The sequence below is a fragment of the Streptomyces verrucosisporus genome, from assembly GCF_017114865.1.
Lineage (GTDB): Bacteria > Actinomycetota > Actinomycetes > Streptomycetales > Streptomycetaceae > Streptomyces > Streptomyces fenghuangensis.
The window spans coordinates 25,025-51,107 of record NZ_JADEYH010000016.1 but is presented as its reverse complement, the minus strand read 5'-3'; the positions used below and the strand labels follow the sequence as shown (position 1 = coordinate 51,107).

Genomic DNA, 26,083 nt, shown 5'->3' with positions numbered 1-26,083 from the left:
GTCCGCTCGATGTGCTGGGCCTGTGCGCTGGGCCTGTGCGCCCGGTCAGGCCAGGCTGTCGCGCCAGGCGCGGTGGAGTCCGGCGAAACGGCCGTCGCCCGCGACGAGTTCGGTCGGCGAGCCGTCCTCGACGATGCGCCCCGCCTCCATGACCAGCACCCGGTCGGCGATCTCCACCGTCGACAGCCGGTGGGCGATCACCACGGCGGTGCGCCCGTGCAGCACCGTGTCCATGGCCCGCTGGACCGCGCGCTCACCGGGGATGTCCAGGGAGGAGGTCGCCTCGTCCAGGATGAGCACGGCCGGATCGGCCAGCAGCGCCCGGGCGAAGGCGACCAACTGGCGCTGCCCGGCGGAGATCCGGCCGCCGCGCTTGCGCACGTCGGTGTCGTACCCCTCGGGGAGGGCGGTGATGAAGTCGTGGGCGCCGATCGCCCGCGCCGCCCGCTCGATCTCCTCCCGGCTCGCCTCCGGGCGGCCGATCGCGATGTTGTCGGCGACCGTCCCGGAGAACAGGAACGCCTCCTGGGTCACCATGACCACCCCGCGCCGCAGCTCGGAGGTGGCCAGCTCCCGCAGGTCGGCGCCGTCCAGCAGCACCCGGCCCGCCGTGGGGTCGTAGAAGCGCGCCAGCAGCTTGGCGAGCGTGGACTTGCCCGCGCCGGTGGAGCCGACCACCGCGACCGTCTGCCCGGCCGGGACCTCCAGATCGAAGCGGGGCAGCACCTCGCCGCCCGTGCGGTACGCGAAGCGCACCCCCTCGAAGACCACCGTGCGGCCCGGCTGCCCGCCGGCCGGCGGCGGCAGCCGTCGGGGGTGCTCCGGCTCGGGGACACCGGGCGCCTGGGCGAGCAGCCCGGCGATCTTCTCCAGCGAGGCCGCCGCGCCCTGGTAGGAGTTGAGGAACATCCCCAGCCGGTCGATCGGGTCGTACAGCCGCCGCAGGTACATCGCAGCCGCCGCCAGCACACCCAGCTCCAGCGAGCCGGACGCCACCCGGTAGGCGCCCCACAGCACGATGGCGGCCAGCGCCGTGTTGGCCACCAGCCGGGAGGAGACCACATAGCGGGCCATCTCCAGGATGGCGTCCCCGTTGTACCGCAGGTGGCGGTCGTTGAGACGGCCGAACTCCGCCTCGCCCGCCCGCTCGCGGCGGAACGCCTGCACCGGGCGGATGCCGTTCATCGTCTCCACGAACTTCACGATCATCGCCGCGGTGGCCGTGGACTTCCTGCGGTAGACCCGCAACGAGCGGCGCTGGAAGTTCCGCACGATCAGCAGGAGCGGAACGAAGGAGAGCAGCGCCGCGCCGCCCAGACCCGGGTCGAGCCAGAGCAGCACCGAGCAGATGTAGACCACCGACAGGATCACGCCCAGCAGCTCCTGCAGACCCTCGTCGAGCAGTTCGCGCAGCGCCTCGACGTCGGTGGTGGCGCGGGAGATCAGCCGTCCGGAGGTGTAGCGGTCGTGGAAGTCCACACTGAGCACCTGGGCGTGCCGGTAGATCCGGCCGCGCAGCTCAAGCAGCACGCTCTGGTTGACCCGGGCGGCGGCGCGGACGAAGGCGTACTGCAGGCCGCCCGAGGACAGCGCGCACACCGCGTATCCCGCCGCGACGGCGGCCAGCGGGCCGCCGTCACCGCCGCGCAGCGCGGGCACCGCCCGGTCGATGGCGTACGCGACCAGCAGCGGACCGGCCTGTACCGCGGCCTGCTGGAGCAGCAGCAGGAGGGCGGCCGCCGCCACCCGCGGCCGCAGCGGGCGCAGCAGCGAGCCGAGCAGCCGGAGCGAGGCGCCCTTCGGCGCGGGCAGCACATCGCGGTCGAAGGCGTCGGGGGCCCGGTCCGGCCCGTCCGGCCCGTCCGGGCCGGACGGGCCGGGGGACGCGGCCGGTCCCGCGCCCGGTGCGGCCTTCGCACCCGGTGAGTCCCGCGCGTCCCCGTCCCCGGAGGACGGTTCGGTGACGGTGGCGGTCATAGCTCCTCCTCGTACTGCCCGTGCCGCTCGCCGGACATCAGATGGCGGTACTCCGCGCTGGAGCGCAGCAGCTCGGCGTGGGTGCCGACGGCGGCGATACGGCCCCGCGACAGCAGCGCGACCCGGTCGGCCAGCAGCACCGTGGAGGGCCGGTGCGCCACCACCAGGGCGGTGGTGCCGGCCAGCACCTCGCGCAGGGCGGCCTCCACCAGAGCCTCGGTGCGGACGTCGAGAGCGGAGAGCGGATCGTCCAGCACCAGGAAGCGGGGACGGCCCACGACGGCGCGCGCCAGCGCCAGCCGCTGGCGCTGCCCGCCGGACAGACTCAGTCCCTGCTCGCCGACCTGGGTGTCCAGCCCCTGCGGCAGCGCCGCGGTGAACTCCTCGGCCCGGGCCACCCGCAGGGCGCGCGCCAGTTCCCCCTGAGCCGAGCTCCCCGCCGAGTCCTCCGCCATGCTCTCCACCGTGCCCATCAGCACGTTCTCGCGCACGGAGGCGGAGAAGAGCGTGGCCTCCTCGAAGGCCACGGCGACCAGCGAGCGCAGCTCCCCGCGGGACATCGCGGCGATGTCCCGGCCGTCGAGGGTGATCCGGCCGGATGTCACCTCGTGCAGCCGGGGGACCAGGGCGGTGAGCGTGGTCTTGCCGCTGCCGGTGGCGCCGACCAGGGCCATGGTCTCGCCGGAGCGTATGTGCAGATCGACGCCGTCCAGGACGGGTGGGGAGTCCGGCGGGGTGTCGGGGTGGCGGAAGACCACACCCTCGAAGCGCAGGCCGTCCCGGACGGTCCTGGTCTCCCCGGCCTTCCCGCGCGGGGCGGGGGAGGGGCGCTCGGCGGCGAGGGTGTCCGGCGGCACCGGCTCGTCCAGCACCTCGAAGTAGCGGTCGGCCGCCGTCGCCGCCTCGTTGCTCATGGCGATCAGGAAGCCGATCGACTCCACCGGCCAGCGCAGTGCCAGGGCCGTGGTGAGGAAGGCGACCAGGGTGCCCGCCGACAGCTCGCCGTCGGCCACCTGGACCGTGCCCCACACCAGAGCGGCGCCGATGGCCAGTTCCGGCAGCGCCGTGATGACCGCCCAGATACCCGCCAGCAGCCGTGCCTTGCGCAGTTCGGTGCCCAGCAGCCGCCGCGAGAGCTCGCGGAAGGCGCGGGCCTGGCTGCGGTGGCGGCCGAAGCCCTTGATGATCCGGATGCCGAGGACGGCCTCCTCGACGACCGTGGTCAGATCGCCGATCTGGTCCTGGGCGCGGCGGGCCTGGAGGGAGAACCTCGTCTCGAAGAGGGAGCAGAACACCACCAGCGGCGCCACCGGGGCCAGCAGCACCAGCCCCAGCGTCCACTCCTGGGACAGCAGCACGGCGAAGCCGACGACGATGGTGGTGCCGTTCACCAGCAGGAAGGTGAGCGGGAACGCCAGGAAGATACGGACCAGGTGCAGGTCACCCGTGGCGCGCGACAGCAGCTGCCCGCTCGCCCAGCGGTCGTGGAAGGCGACCGGCAGCCGCTGCAGGTGCCGGAACAGGGCGGCGCGCATCGACGCCTCCACCCCGGCCAGCGGGCGGGCCACCAGCCAGCGCCGCAGCCCGAACAGCGCGGCCTCCAGCACACCGACGGCCAGCAGCAGCGCGCCGCCCAGCCACACCCCGCCCGTGTCGCGTCCGGCGATCGGCCCGTCGACGATCCACTTCAGGACCAGAGGGATGACCAGGCCCAGGCAGGAGGCGAGGATCGCGACGAAGGCCGCTGTGAACAGCCGGGCCCGCACCGGGCGGACGAAGGGCCACAGCCGCAGCAGCGAGCGCACGGCGGAACGGCCTCGCCGCCCGGCGGACGCGGCTGCTGGGCCCGGCCCCGGCCCCGGCCCGCCGGGGCCGCCGGGGCCGCCGGGTTCGTGGTGCGGGGGATCGGGACGCGGTGGGCTGGCGGCGGTGGCAGACATCACGAGCGAGACTACGTTTCATCACTGACAGGACACACTCGGTTTTCCGCCGTAGGACTGACGGCCGGGACCGTCCGGCCGAAGCCCCGCGCGGCCGGGCCCCGTGCCGCCCGCGCCGACGGGCCGCGGGCGGTGTGTCGGTGCGGGCACCTACGCTGCCCGGTATGAGTCAGGCAGAACTGAGAGAGCTGCGGGCCGCGCTGCACACCGCGTCCGACATCGTCTTCACCCTGGACGGCGAGCCCTCGGCGGAGCAGGCGGAGCAGCTGACCGACGCGCTGCGCCGGGCGCTGGACGCGGCCCGGTCGCTGGGCGAGGACCGCGGTGGCACGGGCTGCCGGGAGCATCCCCGCGGGGCGGTCGATCCGCTGTACGGGGACAAGGACGATCCGCTTCCGCCGGGCTGGGGGCGGTGCCTGCTGTGCAACGACCGGAGGCGCCGGGCGGGCGCGCGGCGGTACGCCGCACGCTGAGGTGTGCGGGAACCGAGGGGGGCGGGTGCGGACGCGGACGGTGGTCCGGCGCCGGTCAGGGCTCATCGTCCCGCAGTTCGAACCAGGTCGTCTTGCCCAGCGGCAGCAGGTCCACGCCCCAGCGGTCGGAGAGGTGGTCCACCAGGAACAGTCCGCGTCCGCTGATGTCGAACTCGTGGACGGGCAGCAGGCAGGGCAGTCCGCGCGAGGGATCGCGCACCTCCACGCGGATCCGGCCGCGCTGCCGCCGCAGCCGCAGCCCCAGGGACTGGGCCCCGGTGTGCCGTACGGCGTTGCCGACCAGTTCGGAGATGAGCAGCACGGTGTCCTCGGCCAGGGCCTCGGGCAGTCCCCAGCGGTTCAGCAGGACGGACTGGACCAGCCGGCGCGCGGTGCGCGCGGACTCGGGGCGGTTGGGCAGCCGCACCTCCGCGGTGGCCGGGTCGCCGAACTCGGCCGTCTCGGCGGGCTCGGCCTGATCGTCGAACGGGTCGGCCCCGGTGAACGGTCCGGCCCCGCCCGGCTCGTCGTCGGGGACCGCGAGAGGCGGTTCCTCCCCCGGTGCCGATGCCATGTGTGCCGTGTTCGCTCCCGCCATGGGCCAATCATGGCCGCGAAACGGCCGCCGTGCGGCCGTACAGCGTGAATTCCCGGCTGACGGCAGGCCGTTCGGGTCGCGTCGTGCCGTACGCGCACCGGCTGTGCGCGCCGGGGTGGAGCGCGGAACGGCTCGTGCGCCGTTCCGCGCCCCCTGCGCTCCGGCCGCTTCCGGCGGCCGGTCCGCCCGCCCACAGGTCCGCCCGCCCACCGGTCCGTCGACCGGCCGGCTCGAAGGCCGGGCGTCAGCGGAACTTCGCCTTGCCCGGCCCCTCCTCGACGAAGCTGCGCATGCCGGTCTCGCGGTCCTCGGTCGCGAACAGCCCGGCGAACCAGGTGCGCTCGATCGCCAGCCCGGTGTCGATGTCCGCCTCCAGCCCGGCGTCGACGCATTCCTTGGCGGCTCGCAGGGCGATCGCCGGACCGGCTGCCAGCCTCACCGCCCAGGCGTGCGCCTGCTCGTAGACCTCGGCCGCGGGCACGACCTTGTCCACCAGGCCGATGGTCAGGGCCTCGTCCGCCTTCACCTGGCGCCCGGTGAAGATCAGGTCCTTGGCCCTGGAGGGGCCGACCAGCCGGGACAGCCGCTGGGTCCCGCCGGCGCCGGGGATCAGCCCCAGCAGGATCTCGGGCTGCCCCAGCTTGGCGTTGTCGGCGGCGATCCGGATGTCGGCGCACAGCGCCAGCTCGCAGCCGCCGCCCAGCGCGTAGCCCGTCACCGCGGCCACCACCGGCTTGGGGATGCGGGCCACGGCGGTGAAGGAGTCCTGCAGACCGCGGGACCTGGCGACCATGGCCGCGTGGTCCATCTCGCGCATCTCCTTGATGTCCGCGCCCGCCGCGAACACCTTCTCCCCGCCGTAGATCACCACGGCCCGTACGTCGTCGCGGTGCGTCGCCTCCTCGGCCAGCTCGCGCAGCCGGTCCTGGGTGGCGATGTCCAGCGCGTTCATGGGGGGACGGTTCAGTCGGATGGTGCCGACGCCCTCGGCGACCTCAAGAGTCACAGTCATGGGGGCAGGTTAGCCCCCGTTAACGCCGCGCGGTCCGCCGCCTCCCGGCCGTACGGGCCCCGCTCGGTCCCGGCCCGGCTCTCACCCGGCCGGAGCAGCGAGGTGGAAAGAAGACGATCACAAGGGTGAGGCGGGCGGCCCGAGCGGGAACACTCCTGCCAGACCCGGGCACCGGACCCGTGCGGCAGGCGCGCCGCGCGGGCCCCGAACCCGCCCCCGCCGCGAGCCGCCGGAGGCCACAACGTGTCGGACGTGTCGAGCGCACCCGAACAGCACACGCGCCGGGAGCCCCGGTACGCAGGGGCCCCCGCGACCCCCGCGGCCGCCCCCACCGTCCGGCCCGGCAGCCCCCAGCCGCTGGGAGCCCGCCACCACATCGGCCCGGGCGGGGTGGCGGGCACCAACTTCGCCCTGTGGTCGGCCGGCGCCGAGGCCGTCGAGGTCTGCCTCTTCGACGACGACGGCAACGAGACCCGCTGCCCGCTGACGGAGCACACCCAGGAGATCTGGCACGGCTTCGTCCCCGGAGTCGGTCCCGGGCAGCTCTACGGCTACCGGGTGCACGGCCGCTGGGACCCGTGGACGGGCGCCCGCTGGAACCCGGCCAAGCTGCTGCTGGATCCGTACGCCCGCGCGGTGGACGGCGAGTACGCCCTGCCGCCGGAGGCCTACGGCCACGTCCGCGACTGGCCGCAGCGGCATCTGGCCGACACCGTTCGCGACGAGAGGGACTCGGCGCCGTACGTGCCCAAGGGCGTCGTCGTCGACTCGGCCCTCGGAGCCGGGCCGGGAGGCGGGGACGAGTGGGCCGACGACCGCCGCCCCAAGACCCCCTGGGCCGATTCGGTCATCTACGAGCTGCACGTGCGCGGCTTCACCATGCGCCACCCCGGCGTCCCGCCCGAACTGCGCGGCACCTACGCCGGACTGGCGCACCCGGCCGCGATCGAGCACCTGGTGGAGCTGGGCGTGACGGCGGTGGAACTGCTGCCGGTGCACCAGTTCGCGCACGAGGACCACCTGCTCCGCCGCGGCCTGCGCAACCACTGGGGCTACAACTCCATCGGCTACTTCGCGCCGCACGCCGCGTACGCCGCCGGTGGCACGCGCGGCCGGCAGGTGGGGGAGTTCCGGGAGATGGTCCGGGCGCTGCACGCCGCCGGGATCGAGGTCATCCTCGACGTGGTCTACAACCACACCGCCGAGGGCAGCGAGCTGGGGCCGACCCTCTCCCTGCGCGGTATCGACAACCGCGGCTACTACCGGCTGGCCGACGACCCGCGCCACTACGCCGACTACACCGGCTGCGGCAACACCTTGCACGTCGTCCAGCCCCAGGTGCTGCGGCTGATCACCGACTCGCTGCGCTACTGGGTGCAGGAGATGGGCGTGGACGGCTTCCGCTTCGACCTGGCCGCCGCGCTGGCCCGCTCCATGCATGACGTGGACATGCTCTCTCCCTTCCTCGCGGTCATCGCCCAGGATCCGGTGCTGCGCCGGGTGAAGCTGATCGCCGAGCCCTGGGACGTGGGCGCGGGCGGCTATCAGGTGGGCGCCTTCCCACCGCTGTGGACGGAGTGGAACGACCGCTACCGCGACACCGTCCGCGACTTCTGGCGCGGCGCCCTGCCGGACGTGCGGGACCTGGGCTACCGGCTGTCGGGCTCCAGCGACCTGTACGCCTGGGGCGGGCGGCGGCCGTACGCCTCGGTCAACTTCGTTACCGCCCACGACGGCTTCACCCTGCGCGACCTGGTGAGCTACGAGCGCAAGCACAACGAGGCCAATGGCGAGGACAACCGCGACGGCACCGACGACAACCGCTCCTGGAACTGCGGCACGGAGGGCGAGACCGGCGACGAGGCGGTCCTCGCCCTGCGGCGGCGCCAGCTGCGCAACCTGCTGTCCACCCTGCTGCTGTCCACCGGAGTGCCGATGCTGGTGGCGGGCGACGAGATGGGCCGCACCCAGGGCGGCAACAACAACGCCTACTGCCAGGACAACGAGACCGGCTGGGTGGACTGGTCGCTGCTGGCCGAGCCCGCCTGGCGCGAGCTGTACGCCCTGGCCTCGCGGCTGATCGCGCTGCGCCGCTCCCATCCGGTGCTGCGGCGCAAGGCCTTCTTCTCCGGGCGCGCGCACGGCCCGGAGGGGTTGCGTGACCTGGCCTGGTTCACCGGGAGCGGCCGGGAGATGACCGAGCCCGACTGGTACGCGCCCGGCGCCACGCTGGGCATGTACCTGTCCGGCCGGGACATTCCGCAGCGCGACGAGCGGGGCGGCCCGGTCGTCGACGACAGCTTCCTGGCCGTCCTCCACGCCGGGCACGAGGAGGGGCGCTTCAGGCTGCCGGGGCCGCCGTGGGGGCAGGGCTACGAACTGCTGGTGGACACCGCGCGGGAGGAGCAGCGGGAGGAGCCGGGCACGGTCCACCCGGCGGGCGAGGCGGTCGCGCTTCCGGCGCGCTCGGTGCTGGTGTGGCGTGTGCTGCCCTGAGATATGCCCGTTGTCACAGATGCGTGGGTGGCTCGTGTGGCGCGGGTGATGGCCCGTTAGGGTGTGCGCGTCACGACCGCACGAGGGAGGGGACGACAGGCGATGGCCGACATGGAGACCGCGCGCGAGGCGTTCGACCGCTTCGACCTGGACGGGGACGGACTGGTCACCGCGGCGGAGTTCCGCAAGGTGCTGGGCGAGCTGGGGGACTACACCCTCACCGTGGACATGGCCCAGACGCTGATCAACCAGCACGACGGCGACGGCGACGGACTGCTGTCCTTCGAGGAGTTCTGGCAGGCCCGCCAGAAGGCCGCCACCCGGTCGGCGTAGGGCGCGGCGCGGTCCTCGCGGTACGGCGGGGGCGCAACACGGCACGGCGGGGCGGCCACCACAGGGAGCAACCCAGGGTGACCGCCCCGCTTTTCTGTGTCATAAGTGGCTTTTGTCGGTTGACGTACCCGATGCGGCACCGTCGGTGCCGCGGCACCACCGCGCCCACCGCGCCCACCGCGCCCACCGAGCCCGCCGTGCCCCCGTTCCCCGGCCGGGGCCGGGCGCGCGGCACGACACGGAAGGACCACGATGCGCACCAGACGCCCAGCCCGCCACCGCTTCGCGCCCCGGATCCCCCGCACCACCCGTACCGCGCTGCCGGCCGTAGCCCTGCTCTGCCTCGGTCTCGGCCTCGCGCCGCCGGCCGCCCCGGCCCCCGCTCCCGCCGCGCGCGCGGCGCCCGGCCCCGTCCAGACCTGGGCGGCCGACCTGTCCCGGGTGGACGCCGACGACAGCGGCGTCCGCCACACCGGCGGGGAACTGCGCACGACCGGCGACTACGGTGTCCAGGTCCTGGACCCGCACCGGCTCGACCGGCAGGCCAACCGCGTCCGGGTCAGGCCCGACGCGCAGGTGCCCGGCGACGCGGGAATCGCCTTCGACGTCCGCGGCCGCACCGGGAGCGGCCCGTGGACCGAATGGCGCGAGGCGGGCGACGCCGACGGCGGCACCGCCGTCCTCCCGCGCGCCGTCACCACCGTCCAGGTCCGGCTGGCGATGTGGGACCCCGAGGGCGCGATCCGGCTGCGCGGCCTGGAGGTGAGCGCCGACACCGACCCGGACGCCCGGCAGGAGCCGCAGGCGGCCGCCGCCTACGGCTCCCGGGTCTTCGCCACCCGGATCGGCCTGGTCGGCCGCACCACCGCCAACGGGCACGTCATCCGGGAGAACGACCGCTTCGTGGCCCTGCCCTCCCGCCGGGGCCTGTCGCGCAAGGGCGGCAGGGAGTACTCGGTGCGGGTCTGCGGCCCGGCCCGCTGCGTGACCGCCCCCGTGTGGGACGTCGGGCCCTGGAACATCCGCGACGACTACTGGAACCCGTCCTCGGTGCGCCAGACCTTCCGCGACCTGCCGCGGGGGGTGCCCGAGGCGGAGGCCGCGTACTACACGGGCTACAACGGCGGACGCGACGGGAAGGGCCGCCGGGTACTCAACCCCGCCGGCATCGACCTGGCCGACGGCACCTTCCGCGACGTCGGGCTGCGCGACAACGGCTGGGTGACCGTCACCTACCTGTGGACGGGCCGCTGACCACCGCGTGTCCCACCGCCGGCCGCCCGGGTCAGCGCACGATGCCACTCTCCCGGGCGGCCCGCAGCCAGTCGGGGAACTCGCCGGTCAGCCGGTCGTACAGCTCCGCGTCGGGTATGGCGCGCGGGTCGGGGCCGGCGGCGAGGAACCCGGCGTTGTCCACCGCCCGCTTCCCCGGCACGGGCAGGTCGTCCAGCTTCCGCAGGAAGCGGAACTCGTCCTCCCCGAACCCGACGAACTGCCAGAACAGCGGCAGGCGCGAGGCCTCGCACAGCACGCGCTCGGCGGCGGCCTTCGAGGTGGGACCGCCGTCGGTCTGGAAGATGACCAGCGCCGGATCGGTGGAACCGCTCGCCCGGTAGTGCTCGATCACCGCCTCCATCGCGAGGTGGTAGTTGGTGCGGCCCATGTGCCCCAGGGAGGAGTGGAGGGCCTCCACACGCCCGGCGTAGTCCTCCAGAGCCACCTCGGCGGTCCCGTCCACACCGGTGCTGAAGAAGACCACCGGCACCCGCCCGTCGTCGTCCAGGTGCGCGGCCAGCCCGAGGACCTGCTCGGCCAGGTGCTGGACGGTGCCGTCGCGGTAGTACGGCCGCATCGATCCGGAGCGGTCCAGCACCAGGTAGACCGCGGCCCGCTGCCCCGACAGCCGGTGCTTGTCCAGGCTGACCGCGGCCTGCTTGTACAGGCTCACCAGCCCGGGAGCGGCGGCCTCCACCTTCTCCAGACTGATCGCCGCTTTGGATCCGGACCCGGACCCCGGCCTCTTCACGTGCTCGACGGCCATGACGCCCCCTTCGTGCTCGGTGCTGCGGACGCCGAGGTTAACCGAGGCGCGGGCGGCGGCAGGACCCCTGTGGACAACCGTCCGCCGTCGGTGGTTTTCCTCCCGTTCTGTCGGGGACTCGCCCGTAACGGCCCATACGGACGCAAGGGAGGAGGTCCCATGTCGGGCAAGAAGATGGAAGGCGACGAGGACCAGAAGCGGGCCGCGGCCCGCGAGGCCGAGCGGGCCGGACAGCAGCCCGGCGAGCGGAGCGGGACCACCGGCGCCTCCAAGCAGCGCACCCACCTCGCCGGCCGGTCCTCGATCACGCACGAGGAGCGGCTGGAGACCCGGGACCAGGGCAAGCAGGGCCGGCGCACCGCGGAAACCGGCTCACCTCCGACGGGGCAGGCCGGCCGCACGTTCACCGGCCGCGGTGAACCGCCGTACGGGGAGGAGCACGAGAAGGTCTTCCGCGCCCTCGCGGCCGAGGAGGGCAGGCGCCCCGGCGAGCCCGTCCACCTCCAGGACGTGTCCCGGGCCGCGGAACTGCCCGAGGAGCGGACCCGGGTGCTGCTGCACGACCTGGTGGCCGTCCACAAGCTGGCCACCGAGGTCCAGGAGGAGGCGGGCCCAGGCATCGGCCCCCGCTACGAGACCAAGCCCCGCCGCTGAGGGGGCCGGGAAGAGGCCGCTCCAGAGCCCGGGCGGCCGTCTCGTGAGCGCCGTTGCGCGGCGGCCGGGTGCCGCCGCGCAACGGGTGAGGTGCTCAGGCTTTCCGGAGGGCTAACCGGCGCTACAGGACACCGTTGGCCAGGTCCAGTTGCCGTTGTGCTTGATGGTGACCCCGAAGTTGTTGCCGTTGCCGTTGGGCCTGGCGGTCATCACCTGACTGCTTGGCCAGGAGGCGGTGGTGTTCCAGGTCGACAGGATCGTTGCCGGGGAGGGGACGTTCATCGTCACGGTCCAGTTGCTGGAGCCGGACACCGAGACGTTGAGGTTGTAGCGGTCGTCCCACCTCTCGCCGGCGGACAGGGTGGCGGTGCAGCCACCGCCACCACCGCCGCCACCGCCACCGCCGCCGGAGGTGCCGCCCACGGTGATGTTGGAGCTGCCGCTGCTCTGGTAGCCCTCGGTCGCCATGATCATGTAGTCGTGGCTGCCCAGCCGCATGCCGGCCCGGGCCCAGGCGTCGAAGTGGTTGCCGGTGGTGATGGTGCCGCCGGTCCGCTTCTGCTGCCGGACGCTCCAGTACTGGTCGAAGGTCCTGGTGCCCTCGATGGAGGGGGCGTTGTACCGGGTCGTCTTGTAGATGTCGTACGTGCCGCCGTCGGTGGTGACCGTGCCCATGAAGGTCCCGGTGGGCCGGTAGGTGCCCCAGTTGTCGACGATGTAGTACTCCACCAGCGGGTTCCTGGACCACCCGTAGAGCGTCAGGTAGGCGTTGCCGGACGGGTTGAAGCTGCCGGAGTAGGTCACGGTCCGGCGGCCGCCGGTGCTCCAGCCCTTGCCGATGACGAAGTTGCCGGTGTTGCGCCACGAGGTGCTGTAGTTGCCACCGTTCCCCATGGTGGCGGAGACCGTGCCCGGGGCGTCGGTCCAGAACGAGTAGAAGTACCCGCCGTGGTTGCCCGTCTGGTTCGAGGTGACGGTCTGGGCGTGGGCGGCGCCGGGCGGGAGCGCCAGGGTCGCGAGCAGTGCGGCGCAGGCACTGGCGATGAGCAGCTTCAGCCGGGCGAACCGGCTGCTCCTCGGCAGCAGTCCGGTGCGGCCGGGTCTGCGTCTCATCCGCTGTGCGGGTGCGTCGTGCATGTGCGTGCCTCCTCGTAGGGGTTGGCGGCGATGCCGGGCGCGCGTACGGACCTGCGGGCTCTGCGGCGGTCTGCTCCGGTCGGGGCCGGCCGCCGTGCTCCGGTGCCGTACGACGACGACGGCGGGGGTCGATCGGTCGGCCGCCGTACGGCGGCCGACCGAGGGGCCGGGCCACGGCAGGCGTGGCCCGGGTCGACAACGGTCGGGGCCTGTCGACGCCGACAGTGTTGATTCGCCCTGATGGGTTGTCAACAGTTTCCGCAAGTATTACGGAAGTAATCTGACACCCTGAAGCCTTCCAAGATTGCTAATAGCCTGTTCAGAGGCCACTGAAGATGGAAGATCCCCAGGAGCTTTCACTGGGCGTCTCGATTGTGCGGGTGGGATGCAGGTGGTTGTCGGCGTATATTCCGGATCTTTTCCGGAAGGAATGCCGTCCGATGCGAGGGGGTGACTTGAGGCCGTCCGTGCCGGACGGGCCCAAGTGGTCGAGCCGGGCTTCTGTCATGCGCGGTGCTTCCGGCCTGACCTGCGCAGCGGTTCGGGAACACCTGCTCCACTCGGATCAACCCGTCGAGCCACTCGGTGCGGCTCGATATGGCATAACGGGGCATGTGGTGGTATTTGCCATCGGTTTCGTTCATCGGTGATCTCGGGGTCGCGAAGGCTGAGGCAGGCCGCCTGCGCGGCTGGACGTCCGGCGACGGACGTCACCCGGGGTCAGGGTCTGTGCCGTCAGGCCGGCGGTGTGAGGCCGGCGGCCGAAGGGGCATGCCGATCGCGGCGAAGCCCTGGCGATGGCGGGTGACCCCGGCGGTGACGTCCACGGCAGACGGCACCCCGGCGCGGGCCGACCACGATGTGGAAGGAGATTCCTCGTCATGAGAACCACCGCGAAACGTGTCGACCCGGGAGGATTCCCTCCCACGCGCAGCCACCGGCCCCGGCGCTCCACGGTGGTGCGGTCCGCGTTCGCGGCCCTGTCAGCGGTTCTCGTCGCACTGATACTCACGCCCACCGCGGCGGCCTCTCCGCCGACGGTGACGGTTTCGCAGGGCCGTCTCGAGGGCGTCCAGCGGCAAGGAGTGGCCGAGTTCCACGGCATCCGCTACGCGGCCCCGCCGACCGGTCCACTGCGATGGCGGCCCCCGCAGCCCGCTTCACCGTGGTCGGGCACGCTGCGTGCCACGACGCCCGGCCCACGGTGCCCCGAGATCCCGCAGCCCGTCTCGGTTCCCGGCTCTCCGCCCGGTTCCACGGACGAGGACTGCCTGTTCCTCAACGTCTACACACCCACGGTCCGCGCGGCGGACCTGCCGGTGATGGTGTGGATCCACGGTGGCTACTTCATCGCCGGCTCGGGCGAGGACTACGACGCCGAAGTACTGGCCGGGAAGGCGACGTCGTCGTGGTGACGATCAACTACCGCCTCGGCGCACCGGGCTCCCTGGCCCTGCCGTCCCTGTCGGAGGAAGCGCCCGACCACGCCTCCGGTGCGTACGGCCTGATGGACCAGCAGGCCGCACTGCGGTGGGTGCGCGCCAACATCGCCCCCTTCCCCGCCGATTCTTTCGCCCTCGACCACAAGTGCCGCTTCTGGCTGCCCCTGCTCCACGCCGGTTCGGTGAGATTGCGCTTCTAGGCCCTGGTCCCGGTCCTCTGAAGCGGTCCGCACCGGGGCCGGGCAGGCGGGGAACCCGGGTCTCGCACCGGGAGGCTCGGGCTGCCGTACGGCCGTCTGCGGGGGCTTCGGAGCCGGTCGGGCGCTGTGCGGGTGCTCGGCTCAGCCCCTTCCCAGCCCCTTCCCAGAAACTTCCCGCCGTGTGGACGAGAGAGGGGCCGACGGCTCCGAAAGGACAGGAACCGCAGGTCAGGGCGGCCTTCTCAGCACTCGATGACGTTGACCGCGAGCCCGCCGCGGGCGGTCTCCTTGTACTTGACCTTCATATCCGCGCCCGTCTCCTTCATCGTCTTGATGGCCTTGTCCAGGGAGACGTGGTGGCGGCCGTCGCCGCGCAGGGACATCCGGGCCGCGGTGACCGCCTTGACCGCGGCCATGCCGTTGCGCTCGATGCAGGGGATCTGGACCAGGCCGCCCACCGGGTCGCAGGTCAGGCCCAGGTTGTGCTCGATGCCGATCTCGGCGGCGTTCTCGACCTGCTCGGGCGAGCCGCCCAGGACCTCGGCGAGGCCGCCGGCGGCCATGGAGCAGGCCGAGCCCACCTCTCCCTGGCAGCCGACCTCGGCACCGGAGATGGAGGCGTTCTCCTTGAACAGCAGGCCGATGGCGCCCGCGGTCAGCAGGAAGCGCACGACGGTGTCGTCGTCCGCTCCGGGCACGAACTCCATCGCGTAGTGCAGCACGGCCGGGATGATGCCCGCCGCGCCGTTGGTGGGAGCGGTGACGACGCGCCCGCCGGCGGCGTTCTCCTCGTTGACCGCCATCGCGTAGAGCGTCAGCCACTCCATGGCACGTGCCGCGGCGTCCCCCTCGGCGCGCAGTCGCCGTGCCGAGGCGGCCGCGCGCCGGCGGACCTTCAGGCCGCCGGGCAGGATGCCCTCCCGCGACAGGCCGCGGGCCACGCACTCGCGCATCACCCGCCAGATCTCCAGCAGGCCCGCGCGGATCTCCTCCTCGCTGCGCCAGGCCCGCTCGTTCTCCATCATCAGAGCCGAGACGGACAGGCCCGTCTCGCGGGTGGTGCGCAGCAGTTCGTCGCCGGTGCGGAAGGGGTACTTCAGCACCGTGTCGTCGAGTTTGATGCGGCCGGCTCCGGCCGCCTCCTCGTCCACCACGAAGCCGCCGCCCACCGAGTAGTAGGTCTTCTCCAGCAGCGGCGCGCCGTCGGCGTCGTACGCGGCCAGGGTCATGCCGTTGGCGTGGTACGGCAGCGAGCGGCGGCGGTGCAGCACCAGGTCGCGGTCGACGTCGAAGGCGATCTCACGGCCGCCGTGGTCCTCAAGGGCCCCACGGTCCCCGGAGCCGCCCTCGCCGCCGTCCTCCCCGCCGGCGGCGAGCAGGCCCAGCCGGCCCGACTGCCGCACCCGCTCGACCTCCGCCTCCGCGGACTCGACGTCGACGGTGCGCGGCGAGTGGCCCGCCAGGCCCAGCAGCACGGCCTTGGGCGTGCCGTGGCCGTGGCCGGTGGCGCCCAGGGAGCCGAACAGCTCGGCCCGCAGTGAGGCGGTGCGGGGCAGCACGCCCTCCTTCCGGAGGCGGCGTGCGAACATCCCGGCCGCCCGCATGGGTCCGACGGTGTGGGAGCTGGAGGGGCCGATGCCGATGGAGAAGAGGTCGAAGACGGAGATGGCCACGGTGGCGGACTCCCTTGTCTGCTCGTGGTTCGCGGCCCGCCGGGTGCGGCGGGCGTGGGGCCCTGCGGGTGTGCGGGGCGGGGGACACGGTGTCGGTGGGCCGGTGGGCCGGGCGGCCGGGCGGTCGGGACGGGCTGGGCGGACCGGGTGCGCCGCCGGTGAAGGCGGCGCACCCGGTGCCGTGCCCGGGGCCTTACAGGCCCGGGTACAGCGGGTGCCTGTCGGCCAGCGCGGACACGCGGCCGGCCAGCTCCTTGGCCTTCGCCTCGTCGAACGAGGGCTTCAGCGCCTCGGCGATGACGTCCGCGACCTCGCGGAAGTCGTCGGCGGTGAAACCGCGCGTGGCCAGCGCCGGGGTGCCGATGCGCAGGCCGGAGGTGACCATCGGCGGACGCGGGTCGTTCGGGATGGCGTTGCGGTTGACGGTGATGCCGATCGCGTGCAGGCGGTCCTCGGCCTGCCGGCCGTCCAGCTCGCTGTCGCGCAGGTCGACCAGGACCAGGTGGACGTCGGTGCCGCCCGACAGCACGGCGACGCCCGCCTCGGCCGCGTCCGGCCGCGTCAGCCGCTCGGCCAGCAGCTTCGCGCCCTCCAGGGTACGGCGCTGGCGGTCCTTGAACTCCTCCGTCGCCGCGATCTTGAAGGAGACTGCCTTCGCCGCGATGACGTGCTCCAGCGGGCCGCCCTGCTGGCCGGGGAAGACCGCGGAGTTGATCTTCTTGGCGTGCTCCTGCTTCGACAGGATCACCCCGCCGCGCGGACCGCCCAGCGTCTTGTGGGTCGTGGTGGTGACCACGTCCGCGTAGGGCACCGGGTTGGGGTGGAGGCCCGCGGCCACCAGGCCGGCGAAGTGCGCCATGTCCACCATCAGCAGTGCGCCGACCTCGTCGGCGATGCGGCGGAAGGCGGCGAAGTCGAGCTGCCTGGGGTACGCCGACCAGCCGGCGATGACCAGCTTCGGGCGGCGCTCCCGCGCCAGCCGCTCGACCTCCTCCATGTCGACCAGGCCGGTATCGGCGTCGACGTGGTAGGCGACCACGTCGTACAGCTTGCCGGAGAAGTTGATCTTCATGCCGTGGGTCAGGTGGCCGCCGTGCGCCAGGTCCAGACCCAGGATGGTGTCTCCCGGCTGCAGCAGGGCGAACATCGCCGCGGCGTTGGCCGAGGCGCCCGAGTGCGGCTGGACGTTGGCGGCCTCGGCGCCGAAGAGGGCCTTCACCCGCTCGCGGGCGATGTCCTCGATCACGTCGACGTGCTCGCAGCCGCCGTAGTAGCGGCGGCCTGGGTAGCCCTCGGCGTACTTGTTGGTGAGGACCGAGCCCTGGGCCTGGAGGGCTGCGACCGGAGCGAAGTTCTCCGAGGCGATCATCTCCAGGGTGCTCTGCTGGCGGCGCAGCTCGGCGTCGACGGCTGCGGCGACGTCGGGATCTACCTCGTGCAGGGAACTGTTCAGAAGCGACATCCGGGTCTTTCCGATCGTGGTGGGATGGCGGCGGACGGCGGATCCGGGCGCGGAAGGGGCGGGCGGGCCGCCGCTCACTGGCCGGTGAAGGCGGCGTACTCGTCGGCGGACAGCAGGTCCGCCGGCTCGTCCGTCACCCGGACCTTGAACAGCCAACCGCCCTCGTAGGGGGCGGAGTTCACCAGCGCCGGATCGTCCACCACGTCCTGGTTGACCTCGGTGACCTCACCGGTGACCGGCGCGTACAGGTCGCTGACCGACTTGGTCGACTCCAGCTCGCCGCAGGTCTCGCCCGCGGCGACCGTGTCGCCGACCTCCGGGAGCTGCACGAAGACGACGTCGCCGAGGGCGTTCGCCGCGTGCTCGGTGATGCCGATCGTCGAGACGCCGTCCTCGGCGGCCGACAGCCACTCGTGCTCCTTGCTGTAGCGCAGCTGCTGGGGGTTGCTCATGGCGTGATTCTCCTGATCAGGGGTGTGGTGTGAGAAACGGGTCTTGCCAGGTGGGACGGTGTCCCGGACCGGTGGTGCGGCAAGCGGTCGGTCGGGCGGTACGGCTGGCGGTACGGAGCGGCCGGGGCCGTCAGCGCTCGCGCCGGTAGAACGGCAGCGCGACGACCTCGTAGGGCTCATGCGTACCGCGGATGTCCACCGCCACACCCCCGGTGCCCGGGGCGGCGTGGGCGGCGTCCACGTACGCCATGGCGACCGGCCTGCCCAGCGTGGGGGAGGGGGCGCCGGAGGTGACCTCGCCGATCACCGAGCCGTCCGCGCCGACCACCGCGTACCCGGCGCGCGGTACCCGGCGGCCGGCGGCGACCAGGCCGACCAGCTTGCGCGGCGGGTTCTCGGAGGCCCGCGCGGCGGCGGCCTCCAGCGCGGCGCGGCCGGTGAAGTCGCAGGGCTTGTCGAACTTCACCACGCGGCCGAACCCGGCGTCGAAGGGGGTGGTGGAGCGGCTCAGCTCGTGCCCGTACAGCGGCATGCCCGCCTCCAGCCGCAGCGTGTCGCGGCAGGACAGCCCGCACGGCACCAGGCCCTCGTCCGCGCCGGCCCCGGTCAGCGCCCGCCACAGGGTCTCGGCGTCGCCGGGGGCGACGAACAGCTCGAAGCCGTCCTCGCCGGTGTAGCCGGTGCGGGCGATCAGAGCCTCCACGCCCGCCACCGTGCCGGGCAGCCCGGCGTAGTACTTCAGGCCGTCGAGGTCGGCGTCGGTGGCCTTCGCCAGGACGGCGGCCGCCCGCGGGCCCTGGACGGCCAGGAGGGCGTAGGCGTCGCGGTCGTCGCGCACGGCGGCGCCGGTGAGACCGGAGGCGGCGAGCCGCTCGGTTAGGGCGTCCAGCACCACCTGGGCGTTGGAGGCGTTGGCGACGACCAGGTACTCCTCGGTGCCCAGCCGGTAGACGATCAGGTCGTCGAGGATGCCGCCGGACTCGTCGCAGATCATGGTGTAGCGCGCCCGGCCCACGGCGACGGCGGACAGGTGGCCGACCAGGGCGCGGTCCAGCAGCTCGCCGGCCTGCGGGCCGGTGACGGCGATCTCACCCATGTGGCTCAGGTCGAACAGGCCGGCGCGGGTGCGCACGGCGTTGTGCTCGTCGCGCTCGCTGCCGTAGCGCAGCGGCATGTCCCAGCCGGCGAAGTCCGTCATGGTCGCGCCCAGGGCGCGGTGCACGGCGTCGAGGGCGGTACGGCGGGGGGAATCACTCATGGTCGGCAGGCTCCCGGGCGAGGTGGCGATGTCGTACGAGGACGGCGGTAAGGACACGTCCTCCCCATCTGTCATCGGAACCTGAGAGGTTCGCCACGAGTCCGCACGGGCGGGCCACGGCTTGCACCTTGGGTGGGGCGGCTCCGCTCGGGGGCCGCCCGCTTTTCAGATCTGCCTCGTCCACACGGTATCGGGGCCTGAGAGATTCAAGGGAGGACTTGCTCCTTCGGCGCCCCGGAAACCGTCGTGACCAGCGTTTTCCGGGAACTCTCCCGTGCGGACTCGATCGGCCGGTATGCAGTTGACCCGCTCATCATCGCACGTCCGGCGCGCCCCGCCCCCGGGCGGGCGCGAAGCCGTGCCGCAGCGTCCGGGACGAGAGGAGTGACGTGACGGGCACGGCACCGTGACACACCTGATGAGCTGCCGTCTTGTCCACCGTCGTCCTTCTTGACACGCTCAGGGTGACGCCGCGAGCACGCGGCGCGAAAGCGGGGAGGGCGTATCCGGTGAGCAGCCTGGAGAGTGCTTGTACGGCACAGGGCGGAGCACCGCCCCGGCACAGGGCGGCGCCGGAGAAGGCGGTGCCCGCGGCGGTACCGCGGGGAGCGGGAGGAGCCGGCGGACGCGATCTGCGCGGCACCGCGGCGGTGCGGATCCTGCACTTCCCCGCGGGTGACCGGGTGGTCGTCTCGGGGCTGCCGGGCAGCGGCAAGTCCACCCTGATCCGCCGCGTGGTCGCAGAGGGCGACGCGGTGGCGCGGATCGACTCCCAGGACATGCGGGAGCGCTGGGAGCGGCGGATGCCCGCCCGGCTGCCGTACGCCGTCTACCGCCCGCTGGTGAGGATCGCGCACTACCTCGCGCTGTGGCGGGCCCTGGCCTCGGGCGCCGGTGTGGTGGTGCACGACTGCGGGGCCCAGGGCTGGGTGCGCCGCTGGCTGGCGCGGGACGCGCGGCGGCGCGGGCGGGCCGTGCACCTGCTGCTGCTGGACGTGCCGCCCGAAGTGGCACTGGCCGGGCAGGCGGAGCGGGGGCGCGGAGTGTCGGCGTACGCCTTCGCCCGGCACCGGCGGGCGGTGCGCCGGCTGGTGGCGGACGCCGAGGCCGGGCGGCTGCCCGGGGGCTGCGTCGCGTCGGTGCTGCTGGACCGGGGAGCGGCGGGGGCACTGCGCGGGGTGGTGTTCGACTGACGCCCGCGCCCGGCGCACGCGCGCCCTGCCCGGTGCCCCCGCCGACCCCGTGAAAGCGAGCGCTGCCGGCGGAGGGGCGCACCCGCCCGGTGCCGATAGGGTTTTCCCATGACCATCCCGCAGCAGTACGGACCGGGGCACGGCGGCGGCTGGCCCGGCAACGAGCTGGAGGAGACCCTCGCCGCCTCCCTCGGCGCCCCGGGAGCGGGCGCCCGGCTGCTGGAGGTGCTCGGCCGCAGCAGTCTGTGGGTGCCGCTGCCCGAGGGCGGCTCACCGGCCGCCCCCAGCCTCGACCTGCCCACGATCCAGCTCGACGGGGCGCCATACGTCCCCGTCTTCAGCTCCGAGCAGCAGTTCCGGCAGGGCGCCGGCTCGCATCTGCCCTTCGCCGTCGCGCCCGCGCGGGAGTTCGCCCGCGGTCTGCCGCCGCAGGTGGGCATCGCGGTCAACCCCGACGGCACCGTCGGCGTCCCCCTGCCTCCGGACGCCGTGGCCGAACTGTGCCGCGAGGGCGGGGCCGAGGGGATCCCGGGAATGGCGAGCGGCGCCCGGGTCCGGCTCTTCGAGCCCGACTGGCAGGAGGAGCCGGTGGACTTCCTGGCCGCCGCCGCCGGGGAGTTCGCGGTGCTGCCGCAGGTCCGCACCGCGCGCCGAGGCCTGGCCAGCGTCGAGGGCGACCCGCCCGCGCTGTTCGTCGGAGTGGAGCTGGACCTGCTGGACCCGCAGGCCCGTGCGGCGGCGCACGACGCGCTCGGCCGCGCGCTGGGCCGGGAGCCGGTGCGGTGGCCGGTGCAGATGGTGCTGCTGGACGCGGCCCAGGACCCGGTCGTGGACTGGATGCGCCAGTGCGTGCGGCCCTTCTACGACCGCCAGGGCCGGCCGTACTGACCCCGGCCGCCCGGCGTCCCGCACGGTCGCGGCCGGGTGCCCCCGCCCGGAAACGGCTGAGCGGTCCGGACCCTGTCGGGTGCGGACCGTAAGCTGGTTGGATGTCGGGACGGGACGCGCGCGCGGCCCGGTGAGCGAGGACGACGCGAGAAGGGGCGGCCCACGTGAGCGCGGGTGGAAGCGTTGAGCAGCTGCTGCGGCAGGTGGCGCCCGGGCGGTACGACACCTATGAAGCGCTGTTGGGCGCCCTCGCCTCCGGCCGGGTGTGGATGCTGCTCTGGCACGGTCAGGCCGGCTCCCCCGACGCCCAGTACGGGAACATGGAGGTCGCCGGGCACGGCTACGCGCCCTGTGTGACCTCCGCGCACGAGCTGACGGCCTCCGGCTGGACCAGGGCCCACGAGGTGGTCGGCGGACGCGACATCGCCGCCGCCCTCTTCCCCGACCGCTGGGGGCTGTGGCTCAACCCGCACGCGCCCGGCGGCGGCGTCGGCATCCCCTGGCTGGACCTGCGCCGGATCGCGGGCGGGCTGGAGAGGCTGCCGGCCGGGCCGCTGCGCATCGGCGAACCGACCGTGGACGTACCGCACTTCTATGCCCAGCTGGTGCACAACGCCCACCGCACACCCGCCGTGCGAACCCTGCGCCGGGCCTGGGTGCAGCCCGCCCTGGGCGCGCCGCGGCTGGTGATCGGACTCGACCTGTACGACTCCGCGCCACAGGCGGTGGAGTCGGTGCGCTCGATGATGCGGCAGTCGGTGGCCGCGGTGCCGGACGGACTGGCGGTCTCCACGGTGTCGATGTCGGACGAGTACGATCCGGTCGCCATGTGGCTGCGGGCCAACTCCCGCCCGTTCTTCGACCGCGACGCCCACGCCGCCGCCCCGGCGGCGGCCCCCGGACACGGCTACGGCTACCCCCGCCCCTACTGACAAGGCGCCCCGCGGCGCCGGGCCCCGCCCCGTCGGCGACCGGTGGTTTCGTCCGGTATCAATGCTTTGACCTGCACTGTCGCTGTTTCGGGCGCCAGGGTCTCAGGTCTATATCACCGACATGCGGACAGTTCACACCGATGGTTGGGCGCAGTACTGTTCGGGCGACCAGCAGTCAAACCGTCACCGACCCCTGAGGTGGAACATGCGAATAACCGGTTCCAGGGTCGTCCAGACGATCGCGGCGACCCTCGCGGTTGGTGTGATCGCCACTGGATGTGCCAGTGAACGAGGCGAGAAGGACGAAGGCAAGGGCGGGGAGACCTTCGTCTTCGGCGCCGCCGGAGACCCGGGCTCTCTGGACCCGGCGCTGGCCAGTGACGGTGAGACGTTCCGGGTCACCCGCCAGGCCTTCGAGGCGCTGATCGAGCACGAGCCGGGCGGCACCGAGCTGGTCGGTGGCCTGGCCGAGTCGTGGGACGCCGACGAGACCGGCACCGAGTGGACCTTCAACCTCCGCAAGGGCGTGGAGTTCCACGACGGCGAGAAGCTCACCGCCGAGGCGGTGTGCAAGAACTACGACCACTGGTTCAACTGGACCGGTACGTACCAGGAGAGCGCTGTCTCCTACTACTGGCAGAAGATCTTCGGCGGCTTCGCCGAGAACGAGAGCAAGGACACGCCCGAGGCCAACTACAAGGGCTGCGAGGCGAAGGACGAGCACACCGCCGTCATCAGCGTGCACGAGTCCACCGCCAACCTCCCCGGCGGCTTCTCGCTCCAGGCGCTGGCCATCCACTCCCCGAAGGCCATCGACGCCTACAAGAAGCAGGAGCTGAGCGGCGAGGGCGACGCCATCTCCTACCCCGACTACAGCCAGGAGGCCGGTACCGTCGCGGGCACCGGTCCCTTCCGGATCACCGAGTGGGACAAGGGCAACAAGGAAGTCACCCTCGAGCGGTTCGACGACTACTGGGGTGAGAAGGCCGGCGTCGAGAAGCTGGTCTTCCGCACCATCGCCGAGGAGTCCGCGCGCCGCCAGGCGCTGCAGGCCGGCAACATCCACGGCTACGACCTGGTCGCGCCCTCGGACGTGAAGACCCTGGAGAAGGATGGCTTCCAGGTCCCGGTCCGCGGCGTGTTCAACATCTTCTACATGGGCATGTCGCAGGAGGCGAACAAGGCCCTGAAGAAGAAGGACGTCCGTCAGGCGATCACCCACGCCATCGACCGCGAGAACATCGTCAAGACGCAGCTGCCCGAGGGCGGCGTGGTGGCCACCCAGTTCATGCCGGACACCGTCGACGGCCACTCGGACAAGGTCGCCACTTACGAGTTCGACACGGACAAGGCCAAGGACCTGCTGGAGAAGGCCGGCGAGGAGAAGCTGAAGGTCACCTTCTGCTACCCGACCGAGGTCACCCGCCCGTACATGCCCGCCCCGGCCGACATGTTCGAGCTGATGAAGGCCGACCTGGAGAAGGCCGGCGTCACCGTCGAGCCCAAGCCCATGAAGTGGGCCCCGGACTACATCGACGCCACCGAGGCCGGCACCTGCGACCTGCACCTGCTGGGCTGGACCGGTGACTTCAACGACGCCTACAACTTCATCGGCACCTGGTTCGCCGGCTACGACAAGCAGTGGGGCTTCCGCGACGACAAGGTCTTCGACGCGGTGAAGGGATCCAGCGCCGAGCCGGACGTCGCCAAGCGGGTGGAGCTGTACAAGAAGGCCAACGAGGCCATCATGGAGTACATCCCGGGCGTCCCGGTCTCCTCCTCCCCGCCGTCCATCGCGTTCGCCAAGGACGTCAACCCCCCGAAGGTCTCCCCGCTGACGCAGGAGAACTTCGCCGAGGTCTCCTTCAAGTAAACGCATGACCGCGCGCAGGTCCGCCCGGCCACGGCATCCGAAGTGGCCGGGCGGACCTGCCCATGAGGACCAAGAAAGGGGCATCGCGGGGTGTTGCGTCTCGTCGTACGAAGACTGCTCCAACTGATACCCACCCTGCTGGGCCTGTCCGTTCTGCTGTTCATCTGGCTGAACCGGCTGCCCGGCGGACCCGCTGCGGCCATGCTCGGCGAGCGTGCGACCGAGGCGGACAGGGCCCGCATCGAGGCGGCCCTCGGGCTCGACCAGCCCGTGTGGGTCCAGTACGGCCGCTTCCTCAAGCGGCTGTCCGAGCTGGACCTGGGAGTCTCCACCCAGACCGGTCAGCCGGTGTGGGACGAGTTCACCCGGGCGTTCCCGGCCACGGTGGAGCTCGGCATCTCGGCCATGATCATCGCCATCGCCGTCGGTATCCCGCTGGGCTACTTCGCCGCCCGCCGGCGCGGCAGCTGGCTGGACGTCACCGCGGTCTCCGGCTCCCTGGTGGGCATCTGCATTCCGGTGTTCTTCCTGGCCTTCCTGCTCAAGGCGGTCTTCGCCGTCCAGCTCGGCTGGTTCCCCAGCTTCGGCCGCCAGACCACCGGCATCGACGCAACCGAGGTCACCGGCTTCTACGTCCTGGACGGCATCCTCACCGGCGAGTTCGACGCGGCCTGGGACGCGGCGAGGCACTTGGTGCTCCCCGCCCTGGCGCTCTCCTCGATCCCGCTGGCCATCATCACCCGTATGACCCGGGCCAGTGTCCTGGAGGTGCTCGGCGAGGACTACGTGCGCACCGCCGAGTCCAAGGGTCTGAGCCGCCAGGTGGTGCGCGGCCGCCATGTGCTGCGCAACGCGCTGCTGCCGATCGTCACCGCCATCGGCCTGCTCACCGGCGGTCTGCTGTCGGGTGCGGTGCTCACCGAGTCGGTCTTCGCCTTCGGCGGCATCGGCTCGTTCATCAAGACCGCCATCGACGAGCGGGACTACCCGGTCCTGGTGGGCTTCATCATGTTCATCGCGGCCGCGTACGTCGTCGTCAACCTGCTGGTCGACCTCGCCTACAGCCTTATCGACCCGAGAGTGCGGGTGCACTGATGAGCACCAAGACCGACAAGATCGACCGGCTTGCCGAGCTGACCGCCTCCACCGAGACCTCCACGGGCGCCAGTCTGTGGGTCGAGGCCTGGCGCAGGCTGAAGGCCAGCAAGATGGCCATGATCGGCGCGTGCATCATCGGCGTGTTCGTGGTGGTCGCGATCGTGGGCCCGTGGGTCGCCCCGTACAGCCCCACCGCGCAGCTGTGGCGGGGCGAGGTCCTCACCAACCAGAACGTCTTCGTCGGCCCCCGCGCCGAGAACTGGCTCGGCCTGGACCATCTGGCCCGTGACGAGTTCTCCCGGATGCTGGTGGGAGCCCGCCAGACCCTGCTGGTCGGCATCGTCGCCACGCTCCTGGGCTTCACCGTCGGCGCGCTGGTCGGCGGCGCCTCGGGCGCAGCCCTGGTGCTGGGCGGCAAGACCGGCCGCCGGATCGACACCGCCGTGATGCGCGTCATCGACATCATGCTGGCGCTGCCCTCGCTGCTGCTGGCCGTCTCCGTCGCGGCGGTCCTGGGCCAGTCCCTGACCACCGTGATGATCGCGGTGGGCGTGGTGCAGATCCCCATCTTCGCCCGGCTGCTGCGCGGTGCCATGCTGGCGCAGGGCGGCTCGGACTACGTGCTGGCCGCCCAGGCCCTCGGGGTGCGCAAGCGGCGCATCGCGCTCGGTCATGTGCTGCCCAACTCGCTGAGCCCGGTGATCGTCCAGGCCACTCTGAGCCTGGCCACCGCCATCATCGAGGCGGCGGCGCTGTCCTACCTCGGCCTGGGAAACCCCGACGCAGCCGAACCGGAGTGGGGAGTCATGCTGGCCCAGGCGCAGAGCTACTTCGACAGCGCACCGATGCTCGCGGTCTACCCCGCGCTGGGGATCATCATCACCGCGCTCGGCTTCACCCTGCTGGGCGAGGCGATGCGGGAAGCTCTCGACCCGAAACTGCGGAGTTGAT

21 protein-coding genes, 1 pseudogene and 1 riboswitch are annotated in these 26,083 nt (G+C 72.6%); of the genes and pseudogenes, 12 read left to right on the top strand and 10 right to left on the bottom strand.

Features of this window, described 5'->3' with window-relative positions; genetic code table 11:
* Window positions 1-45 precede the first annotated feature (45 nt).
* Window positions 46-1,977 (bottom strand): ABC transporter ATP-binding protein, encoded by a 1,932-nt coding sequence (locus tag IQ279_RS17955; protein ID WP_206349581.1) that lies wholly within the window; start codon window positions 1,975-1,977, stop codon window positions 46-48.
* The gene (locus IQ279_RS17950) at window positions 1,974-3,917 is read right to left on the bottom strand and encodes an ABC transporter ATP-binding protein (RefSeq protein WP_206349580.1); all 1,944 of its coding nucleotides are present in this window, start codon (window positions 3,915-3,917) and stop codon (window positions 1,974-1,976) included. Before IQ279_RS17950 ends, IQ279_RS17955 begins: the two co-directional genes overlap by 4 nt.
* 164 nt (window positions 3,918-4,081) lie before the next feature.
* Here IQ279_RS17950 and IQ279_RS17945 point away from each other — a divergent pair, with 164 nt between their 5' ends.
* Window positions 4,082-4,390 carry a hypothetical protein gene (locus IQ279_RS17945; protein ID WP_206349579.1) on the top strand — a complete coding sequence of 103 codons (309 nt, stop codon included), beginning with the start codon at window positions 4,082-4,084 and terminating at the stop codon, window positions 4,388-4,390.
* 55 nt (window positions 4,391-4,445) lie between these two features.
* On the opposite strand, the gene IQ279_RS17940 is transcribed toward IQ279_RS17945, so the two are convergent.
* Together IQ279_RS17940 and IQ279_RS17935 are read right to left on the bottom strand one after the other, a co-directional pair.
* The gene (locus IQ279_RS17940; protein ID WP_206349578.1) at window positions 4,446-4,964 is read right to left on the bottom strand and encodes an ATP-binding protein; all 519 of its coding nucleotides are present in this window, start codon (window positions 4,962-4,964) and stop codon (window positions 4,446-4,448) included.
* Window positions 4,965-5,232: 268 nt separating this feature from the next.
* Window positions 5,233-6,000, bottom strand: a complete 768-nt coding sequence (locus tag IQ279_RS17935) for an enoyl-CoA hydratase/isomerase family protein (protein ID WP_206349577.1) — start codon at window positions 5,998-6,000, stop codon at window positions 5,233-5,235.
* Between the two features lie 252 nt (window positions 6,001-6,252).
* Between IQ279_RS17935 and glgX the strand changes: the two genes are divergently transcribed.
* From glgX to IQ279_RS17920, 3 genes are all read left to right on the top strand, one after another.
* A complete protein-coding gene (gene glgX / locus IQ279_RS17930) occupies window positions 6,253-8,496 on the top strand; it encodes a glycogen debranching protein GlgX (protein WP_307792416.1) in 2,244 nt (747 codons plus the stop codon).
* Window positions 8,497-8,598: 102 nt separating this feature from the next.
* Window positions 8,599-8,829 carry an EF-hand domain-containing protein gene (locus IQ279_RS17925; protein WP_206349575.1) on the top strand — a complete coding sequence of 77 codons (231 nt, stop codon included), beginning with the start codon at window positions 8,599-8,601 and terminating at the stop codon, window positions 8,827-8,829.
* Between the two features lie 252 nt (window positions 8,830-9,081).
* Window positions 9,082-10,083, top strand: a complete 1,002-nt coding sequence (locus IQ279_RS17920) for a DUF8814 domain-containing protein (protein ID WP_206349574.1) — start codon at window positions 9,082-9,084, stop codon at window positions 10,081-10,083.
* A 31-nt stretch (window positions 10,084-10,114) separates the two neighbouring features.
* Here the strand turns inward: IQ279_RS17920 and IQ279_RS17915 are convergent, their stop codons facing one another.
* A complete protein-coding gene (locus IQ279_RS17915; protein ID WP_206349573.1) occupies window positions 10,115-10,870 on the bottom strand; it encodes a vWA domain-containing protein in 756 nt (251 codons plus the stop codon).
* 159 nt (window positions 10,871-11,029) lie between these two features.
* Here IQ279_RS17915 and IQ279_RS17910 point away from each other — a divergent pair, with 159 nt between their 5' ends.
* On the top strand, window positions 11,030-11,524 hold the full coding sequence (locus IQ279_RS17910) for a hypothetical protein (protein WP_206349572.1): 495 nt from the start codon (window positions 11,030-11,032) through the stop codon (window positions 11,522-11,524).
* Window positions 11,525-11,635: 111 nt separating this feature from the next.
* Here IQ279_RS17910 and xynA read toward each other — a convergent pair whose 3' ends face one another.
* Window positions 11,636-12,637 (bottom strand): endo-1,4-beta-xylanase XynA, encoded by a 1,002-nt coding sequence (xynA, locus tag IQ279_RS17905; protein WP_206349662.1) that lies wholly within the window; start codon window positions 12,635-12,637, stop codon window positions 11,636-11,638.
* Between the two features lie 821 nt (window positions 12,638-13,458).
* Here xynA and IQ279_RS28825 point away from each other — a divergent pair.
* A pseudogene (locus IQ279_RS28825) lies at window positions 13,459-14,303 on the top strand (carboxylesterase family protein).
* 242 nt (window positions 14,304-14,545) lie between these two features.
* Here IQ279_RS28825 and IQ279_RS17895 read toward each other — a convergent pair.
* The 4 genes from IQ279_RS17895 to gcvT all read right to left on the bottom strand — a co-directional run bounded on the left by IQ279_RS17895 (window position 14,546) and on the right by gcvT (window position 19,148).
* Complete coding sequence (locus IQ279_RS17895; protein WP_206349571.1) at window positions 14,546-15,976, bottom strand: L-serine ammonia-lyase; 1,431 nt, start codon at window positions 15,974-15,976, stop codon at window positions 14,546-14,548.
* Between the two features lie 193 nt (window positions 15,977-16,169).
* Window positions 16,170-17,438 (bottom strand): serine hydroxymethyltransferase, encoded by a 1,269-nt coding sequence (gene glyA / locus IQ279_RS17890; protein ID WP_206349570.1) that lies wholly within the window; start codon window positions 17,436-17,438, stop codon window positions 16,170-16,172.
* A 74-nt stretch (window positions 17,439-17,512) separates the two neighbouring features.
* Window positions 17,513-17,890 (bottom strand): glycine cleavage system protein GcvH, encoded by a 378-nt coding sequence (gene gcvH, locus IQ279_RS17885; RefSeq protein WP_206349569.1) that lies wholly within the window; start codon window positions 17,888-17,890, stop codon window positions 17,513-17,515.
* Between the two features lie 130 nt (window positions 17,891-18,020).
* The gene (gene gcvT, locus IQ279_RS17880; RefSeq protein WP_206349568.1) at window positions 18,021-19,148 is read right to left on the bottom strand and encodes a glycine cleavage system aminomethyltransferase GcvT; all 1,128 of its coding nucleotides are present in this window, start codon (window positions 19,146-19,148) and stop codon (window positions 18,021-18,023) included.
* Window positions 19,149-19,323: 175 nt separating this feature from the next.
* A riboswitch (glycine riboswitch) is annotated at window positions 19,324-19,433 on the bottom strand.
* 224 nt (window positions 19,434-19,657) lie between these two features.
* Between gcvT and IQ279_RS17875 the strand changes: the two genes are divergently transcribed.
* The 6 genes from IQ279_RS17875 to IQ279_RS17850 all read left to right on the top strand — a co-directional run bounded on the left by IQ279_RS17875 (window position 19,658) and on the right by IQ279_RS17850 (window position 26,082).
* Window positions 19,658-20,341, top strand: coding sequence for an AAA family ATPase (locus IQ279_RS17875; RefSeq protein WP_372445172.1), 684 nt, complete (start codon window positions 19,658-19,660; stop codon window positions 20,339-20,341).
* Window positions 20,342-20,449: 108 nt separating this feature from the next.
* Complete coding sequence (locus IQ279_RS17870) at window positions 20,450-21,229, top strand: enhanced serine sensitivity protein SseB (RefSeq protein ID WP_206349567.1); 780 nt, start codon at window positions 20,450-20,452, stop codon at window positions 21,227-21,229.
* Window positions 21,230-21,393: 164 nt separating this feature from the next.
* Window positions 21,394-22,161 (top strand): enhanced serine sensitivity protein SseB C-terminal domain-containing protein, encoded by a 768-nt coding sequence (locus IQ279_RS17865; RefSeq protein WP_206349566.1) that lies wholly within the window; start codon window positions 21,394-21,396, stop codon window positions 22,159-22,161.
* A gap of 205 nt (window positions 22,162-22,366) precedes the next feature.
* Window positions 22,367-24,034 (top strand): ABC transporter substrate-binding protein, encoded by a 1,668-nt coding sequence (locus IQ279_RS17860; protein WP_206349565.1) that lies wholly within the window; start codon window positions 22,367-22,369, stop codon window positions 24,032-24,034.
* Window positions 24,035-24,124: 90 nt separating this feature from the next.
* Window positions 24,125-25,129: an ABC transporter permease gene (locus IQ279_RS17855; RefSeq protein ID WP_206349564.1), complete on the top strand. Its 1,005-nt coding sequence runs from the start codon at window positions 24,125-24,127 to the stop codon at window positions 25,127-25,129.
* Entirely contained in the window at window positions 25,129-26,082 is a 954-nt protein-coding gene (locus tag IQ279_RS17850) for an ABC transporter permease (protein WP_206349563.1), read from the top strand. Before IQ279_RS17855 ends, IQ279_RS17850 begins: the two co-directional genes overlap by 1 nt.
* The last annotated feature ends 1 nt before the right edge of the window (window position 26,083 follow it).